The sequence below is a fragment of the Bacillota bacterium genome, from assembly GCA_023511835.1.
GTDB lineage: Bacteria > Bacillota > Sulfobacillia > JAIMAT01 > JAIMAT01 > JAIMAT01.
Genome location: JAIMAT010000097.1, coordinates 1 through 6,560 on the forward strand (window position 1 = coordinate 1; position 6,560 = coordinate 6,560).

General features: G+C 75.2%; 5 protein-coding genes. 2 read left to right on the forward strand and 3 right to left on the reverse strand.

Annotated elements, in window-relative coordinates; genetic code table 11:
• Positions 1-406 precede the first annotated feature (406 nt).
• Together K6U79_10400 and K6U79_10405 are read left to right on the forward strand one after the other, a co-directional pair.
• Entirely contained in the window at positions 407-1,531 is a 1,125-nt protein-coding gene (locus tag K6U79_10400) for an NAD/NADP octopine/nopaline dehydrogenase family protein (GenBank protein MCL6522762.1), read from the forward strand.
• A gap of 14 nt (positions 1,532-1,545) precedes the next feature.
• Positions 1,546-3,222: a cobalamin-dependent protein gene (locus K6U79_10405; protein ID MCL6522763.1), complete on the forward strand. Its 1,677-nt coding sequence runs from the start codon at positions 1,546-1,548 to the stop codon at positions 3,220-3,222.
• Positions 3,223-3,309: 87 nt separating this feature from the next.
• Here K6U79_10405 and K6U79_10410 read toward each other — a convergent pair whose 3' ends face one another.
• From K6U79_10410 to K6U79_10420, 3 genes are all read right to left on the reverse strand, one after another.
• Complete coding sequence (locus K6U79_10410) at positions 3,310-3,606, reverse strand: YkuS family protein (GenBank protein ID MCL6522764.1); 297 nt, start codon at positions 3,604-3,606, stop codon at positions 3,310-3,312.
• Positions 3,607-3,639: 33 nt separating this feature from the next.
• Positions 3,640-5,706, reverse strand: coding sequence for a chloride channel protein (locus K6U79_10415; GenBank protein ID MCL6522765.1), 2,067 nt, complete (start codon positions 5,704-5,706; stop codon positions 3,640-3,642).
• Between the two features lie 43 nt (positions 5,707-5,749).
• The coding region (locus K6U79_10420) for a DMT family transporter (GenBank protein MCL6522766.1) at positions 5,750-6,560 on the reverse strand (811 nt) is incomplete at its 5' end.

Consider the following 6,560-nt stretch of genomic DNA (forward strand, 5'->3'; position numbering starts at 1 on the left):
AGCAGCGCTTCCACCCCCGGGCCCATCATCCCACAACCGCCGGGGCCAGGCGGGCGCGCTGGGAGCGGCGCGGCGCCGCCCGGGCCGGGGCGCGCCCGCGGGAAGGGGGGGTCGCTTCCTTGACCGGGCGGCGCGCGTCGGGTAAAGATGGGGGCACAACCGAGGTACGCCGGTTCGCCTGATCGCCGAATCCCCGGAGACGGGGAGCGGGGGACCCAGTCACCAGGGGCCAATCGGTTCCGGCCAAAGGGACCGTAGGGCCAGACTCTTCCGGCCCGAGCCCGTCAGCTAACCTCGCAGGCGTGGGGAGAGGAGGCGGCCGGGCGCGCCGCGCGCGCGACCCGGGTCCGCTCCCGGGCCTTTTTCGTGCCCGCCGGACCGGCTCTCGAGACCGCTCGAGGGGGGGATGGGCGTGCGCGCTCCGTCCGCCGAGATCGGCTTCACCGTCGTGGGGGCGGGAGGCGGCGGCCTGGCCATGGCCGGCCACCTCGGCCTCCTGGGCCATCCCGTCCGACTGCTCAACCGGACGCCCGAGAGGGTGGCCGCCGTCGCCGAGCGCGGCGGCGTCGAGCTGGAGGGCGCGCTGCACGGCTTCGGGCGCGTGCTGGCCGCGGGCTCGGAGCCGGACCGGCTCCTGGAAGGAAGCCGCCTGGTGATGGTGGTCGTACCCGCTCACGCCCACCGCGAGGTGGCGGCCTGGATCGGGCCCCACCTCCGCCCGGGGCAGGCCGTGGTGCTCCATCCCGGCCGGACGCTGGGCGCGCTGGAGTTCGAGCAGGCGCTGCGCTCGGCCGGGGCCCCCCCGGAGGTGCCGGTGGCCGAGGCGCAGACGCTCCTCTACGCCAGCCGGGCGGTGGCACCCGGGCGCGTCCACGTCTACCAGGTGAAGCGCGAAGTCCGCCTGGCCGCCCTTCCCGCCTGGCGGACGGGCGAGGTGCTGGAGCCGCTGGCGCGGGCGCTGCCCCAGTTCGTGGCCGCGCCCGACGTGCTGGCCACCTCGCTGGGCAACGTGGGCGCCATCTTCCACCCGGCGCCCACCCTTCTCAACTTGGCCCGCATCGACGCCGGGGAGCCCTTCGAGTACTACCGCCAGGGGATTTCGCCCGCCGTGGCGCGGCTGCTCGAGGCGCTGGACGAGGAGCGGCTGGCTGTGGCGCGCGCCCTGGGCGTCGCCGCCCAGAGCGCCCGCCGCTGGCTCGAGGAGGCGTACGGCGCCGCGGGCGACGACCTGCACGGCGCCATCCAGACGAACCCCGCCTACGAGGGCATCGCCGCGCCCGCAAGCCTCCCGAACCGCTACATCCTCGAGGACGTTCCCACCGGGCTGGTGCCGCTGGTCTCGCTGGGCCGCCGGATGGGCGTGCCCGTGCCCCTGATGGAGGCGCTGGTGGCGCTCGCCTGCCAGGTGGCCGGCGCCGACCTCTGGGCGCGCGGGCGGACGCTGGAGAACCTGGGCTTCGACGGGGCCGAGCAGCTGCTCCGCTACGTCCGCGAAGGAGGGATCCGCTCGTGGCTTCCCATGCCGGTCTGAAGCGGCCGCTGGTGATGGCGGGGGCCATCGGGGAGTGCGTCCACGTGGCGGGCGTCACCCGCTTCCTGCGGCTGGCCGAGGCGGCCGGCTACCGGACGCTCTTTCTGGGGCCGGCCGTCGAGCCCGCCGACTTCGCCCGCGCCGTCGAGCGCGAGCGTCCCGACCTGGTCGGGGTCAGTTACCGGCTGACGCCGGAGGCGGCGGGCCGCGTGCTGGAGGCCTTCGCCCGCGAGCTGGAGGCCCGCGGGCTGGGGGAGGGGCGGCGGCCCCGGCTCGCCTTCGGCGGTACCCCGCCGGTGGCGCGGGTGGCCGCCCGCACGGGCCTCTTCGCCGCCGTCTTCGACGGGAGCGAGGGCGACGAGCGGGTCCTGGCCTGGCTGCGCGGGCGGCCGCTGGAGTCGACGCCCGCCGCCTATCCGCAGACGCTGGTGGAACGGGTGCGCGCCCAGGCGCCCTTCCCGCTCATCCGCCACCACTACGGGCGTCCTTCCTATGCGGAGACGCTGGAGGGCGTCGCCGAGATCGCCGACTCCGCTACGGTCGACGTGATCTCGCTGGGGGTCGACCAGAACACCCAGGAGCACTTCTTCCATCCGGAGGAGCGCGATCCGCGCCAGGAAGGGGCCGGCGGCGTTCCCGTGCACACGCCCGGCGAGTTCCGCGCCCTCTACGAGGCCTCGCGGCGCGGCAACTTCCCGCTCATGCGCTCCTACAGCGGCACCCGCGACATCCTGCGCATGGCGGAGCTGCTCCGGGAGACGCTCCACCTGGCCTGGGGCGCGGTGCCGCTCACCTGGTACAGCGTGCTGGACGGGCGGAGCCGGAGGCCGCTGGAGGCGACCATCCGCGAGGCGCAGGCGGCCTTCGCCTGGCACGGCGCGCACGGCATCCCGCTGGAGTCGAACGAGGCGCACCACTGGAGCCTGCGCGACGCCCCCGACAGCGTGGCCGTGGCCATGGCCTTCCTCGCCGCCTATAACGCCCGGGCGGCGGGCGTCCGCACCTACGTCGCCCAGTTCATGTTCAACACGCCTCCCGGCACGTCGTTCGCCATGGACTTGGCCAAGATGCTGGCCAAGGCGGAGCTGATCGAATCGCTGCAGGGCGAGGGCTTCGCCGTCCTGCGCGAGACGCGGGCCGGGCTGACCAGCATGCCGGCGGACGTGGACGCGGCTCGCGGCCACCTGGGCGCCACCACCCTCCTGCAGATGGCGCTCCGCCCGCAGATCCTCCACGTGGTGGCGCCCGTGGAGGCCGATCATGCGGCCACGGCGCGCGACGTCGTGGAGGCCACCCGCCTGGCGCGGGGCGTCGTCCGCGACGCGCTGGAGGGGTTGCCCGCCATGGCCGTCGATCCCAACGTCCAGGCGAGGCGGGAGGAGCTGGTCGAAGAGGCGGCGATCCTCCTGGAAGCGATCCGCTTGCTGGCCGGGCCGGGCGTGGACGACCCCTGGGTGGAGCCGGCCACGTTGGCCCGGGCCGTCCACGTCGGCCTCATCGATGCGCCCCAGCTGCGCGGCAACCCCGAGGCGCGCGGGGAGGTGGTGACGCGCCTGGTGGAGGGCGCCTGCCGGGCCGTCGATCCGGGGACGGGCCGGGTGCTCTCCGAAAGCGAGCGGGTACGCCGCCTCCTCGACCGGGCGGCGCGGGAGGGCCGGGCGGCCGCGCCGGCCGGGCTGGCCGCACGCTGACGGGCCGGCGGCCGCGAGGGGGCGTGGCCGTCCGGCGCGGGGGCGGGGGATCGTCCGGCCCCCGCCCGGCGCCGGGCGGAGATGGGGTCAGTCCGCCGGGCCCCGCCGGGCCAGCGTGGCGCGGACGGCCTCCACCACCTCTGCCGGGGTCCGGCCGTCGGCGTCGACGACCGGCATCGCCTGGCGGACGCCGGCGACACCCAGGAGGTTCTCGTCCAGGCCGCTGGTCACCAGCACCTGCGCCGGTGCGGGCGGCGGGTTGTCCGGCCCCTCCCACTCCAGCACGCGGAAGCCCGCCTGGCGGAGCGCTTCCCGGAAGGGACGGAGTCCGCCTTGAACCGCCACGGTGGCGCCGTGATCCGGGCTGACGGGCATGGCCATCACCTCAGGCGGTAACCTGCGCCGGCCGGGCCGGAGCTACTCGCCGGCGGAGGCGCGGCCGGCGAGGCGGGCGGCGACGCGCTCGACCTGCTCCGCCGGGGCGCAGAAGAGGAGGAGGCGATCGTCCGGCTCGAGGAGCGTCTGGCCGTGCGGGATCTGCAGCTGGCCGCGACGCCGGAGGCTGACCACCAGGCAGCTCTCCGGCAGGGCGAGCTCGGCCAGCCGCTTGCCCACCGCCGGCGAACCGGGGGGCAGCACCACCTCGCCGAAGGCGCCGGCGTCGGCGCGCTCTTCGCGCAGGCGCGCGATGCGGGTGGACGTCTCCATGCTGAGCAGCGTCTGGGTCGAATAGGCCTTGAGGACGGCTCCCTGGGTGAGGACGCCGACCACTTCGCGCCGTCCCGCGTGCTCGCGCACGACGGCCAGCTCGCCGGCGTCGAGGAGGGCGAAGAGGCGCATCGCCTCCTCCAGCGAGGCTTCCTCGCCCACCCAGGGGTAGTCGGCGCGGGCGTACTTGCCCACCGGCTCGTCGCCTCGGCCCTCGTCTAGTGCCTGGCGGATCTCGGCGGCACCGACGGCGCGCCCGTCGTCCAGGAAGAGGCGCTCCCGCCGGTGCTGGCCCAGCAGGCGCGCAGCCTCGCTCACCGTCGTCGCCGGGTCGAGCGGGCGGTTGAGGCGGGACATGGCCGTCCGCACGCGGATGCGCTCGGTGGGGCGGACGTCGCTGCCGCGCAGGATCATGATGCCGCGCCGGCTGAGCCTGACCGTGTACATGGAGTCCTGCAGCAGCGAGCCGTGGAGCAGGTAGGCGACCGCACAGGCCGCCATGGCGGCCGGTGCCACCCGGTAGTCGCCGGTCATCTCCAGGATGATGGTGGTGGCCGTCAGCGGCGCCTGCGCCGAGGCGGCGAAGACGGCGCCCATGCCCGCCACGGAGAAGAGGCCCGGAGCGGGCCACCCGCCGATGGAGAGCGCCCGGCCCGCCTGGCCGAAGAGGCTTCCCAGCGCCGAGCCCAGGAAGAGCGAGGGAGCGAAGACGCCACCGGAGCCGCCGGCGCCGATGGTGACCAGCGTCGCCAGGTACTTGCCCGCCAGGAGCAGCGCCACCAGCCCCAGTCCCGCGCGCGACGCGGTCATCGCCTCTAGGGTGGGGTAGCCCACCCCCAGTACCTGGGGTAGGCCGACGCCCAGCAGGCCGACCGCCAGGCCGCCCAGGGCGGTCCGGGCCCACCAGGGCAGGCCGAGGCGCTCGAAGAGGTCCTCGCTGAGGGTGATGCCGCGCGTGTAGGCGATGCCCAAAAGACCCGCCAGAAGACCGAGGAGCAGCATGGGAGCGATCAGGCCGATGCCGTGCACCGCGTAGTCCGGCGCCGGGAGGACGGGCCTCTCGCCCATGAAGAGGCCGAAGGTGAGGCTGCCGGTGAGCGCGGCGACGAAGACCGGGACGATGGCGCCCATGGCGTAGCTTCCCAGCACCACCTCCAGGCCGAAGAGGGCGCCCGCGATGGGCGCGTGGAAGGTGGCGGCGATGCCCGCCGCCGAGCCGCAGGCGAGGAGGAGGGAGATGTGCTTGTCGCCCAGCCGGAGGAGCTGCCCGAGCACCGAGCCGAACGAGGCCCCGATGAGGGCGATGGGCCCCTCCTGGCCCACCGATCCGCCGGAGCCGATGGTGACGGCCGGCGCCAGGATACCGAAGAGCGCCACCCGCGGCCGGATCCTCCCGCCGCGGAGCGCCAGCGCCTCCAGGATCTGGGGGACACCGTGCCCCTTCACCTCGCGGGCGGCATAGGTGGTGATGGCGCCGACGACGACGAGGCCGGCCGTGGTGGAGAGCGGCGCCAGCAGGCGGGGCGGCAGCCCGATCGATGCGGAGGCGCCGCCGACCAGCAGGCGGCTTCCGGTACCGACGGCAGCGATCATCCAGCGAAAGAGGATGGCGCCCAGGCCGCCGATCACCCCGACGAGAACCGCCAGGAGGAGGAGAAGGGAGGGCTCCAGCCAGGCGCTACCCCGGAGGCGCGCGAACCACGGGCGGCTTTGCGGTCCCGGAATCGTACGTGCAGAGAGCCCGGCCTCCCCGGCCGGGCCCGATCCGTCGTTCAATCCGCTCCCTCCCCATGGGGTCGAGCCCCCGTCTGGCGTCATTCTATGACATGGCCTCGGGCCGTCCGACAGGCCGGGCGAGAGCGGCCGGCAGGGAGAGCAGGAGCAACCCGGCCGCGAGCAGGACGGCACCCAGGCTCTCCGCCAGCGAAAAGCTCTCGTGCAGGACCGCCGCCCCCAGGAGCGCGGCGGTCAGCGGCTCCGCCAGCGAGAGCGTGGCGGCCGTCGAGGCCGGCAGCGCGGCGAGACCGCGGGTGAAGAGAAGGTAGGCCAGCGCCGTGGCGGCCAGCCCGAGGTGGAGGACCACCGCCAGGCCGCGTGGCTCCAGGATCCAACGGGGCGGCGTGAGGAGCAGGAGCGGCCCCACCAGCAACCCGCCCAGGAAGAAGACCACTCCCGTCACCGCCAGCGGATCCCGCCGCTCGAAGAGCCCCTTGCTCAGCACCGTATAGAGGGCGTAGGCGAAGCCCGCCGCCGCGGCCATGGCCAGTCCCGCCGGGTCGGCGCGGAGCGGGCCGCCGGAGACAGCCAGGAGCATGGTCCCGGCCATCCCCAGGAGGGTGGCGCCGTACCAGCGGGCGGTCGGCCGCTCGCCGTGCAAAAGAGCCGCCAGAAGGCCGGCGAAGAGGGGCGAGCTGCCGATGCCGACCAGCGTGCCCACGGCCACGCCGGCGCGAGCTACCCCCGAGAAGAAGAGCGGCTGGTAGGCCGCCATGCAGAGCGCCGAGAGGAGGAGCGGCAGCCGGGGCCAGGAGCGCGGGTCGGACCGCCGGATGCGCCCGGCGGCGAGCAGCAAGAGGACCGAACCGCCCAGAAGCAGGCGGGCGGCTCCCACCGCCAGAGGCGAGGCGGCG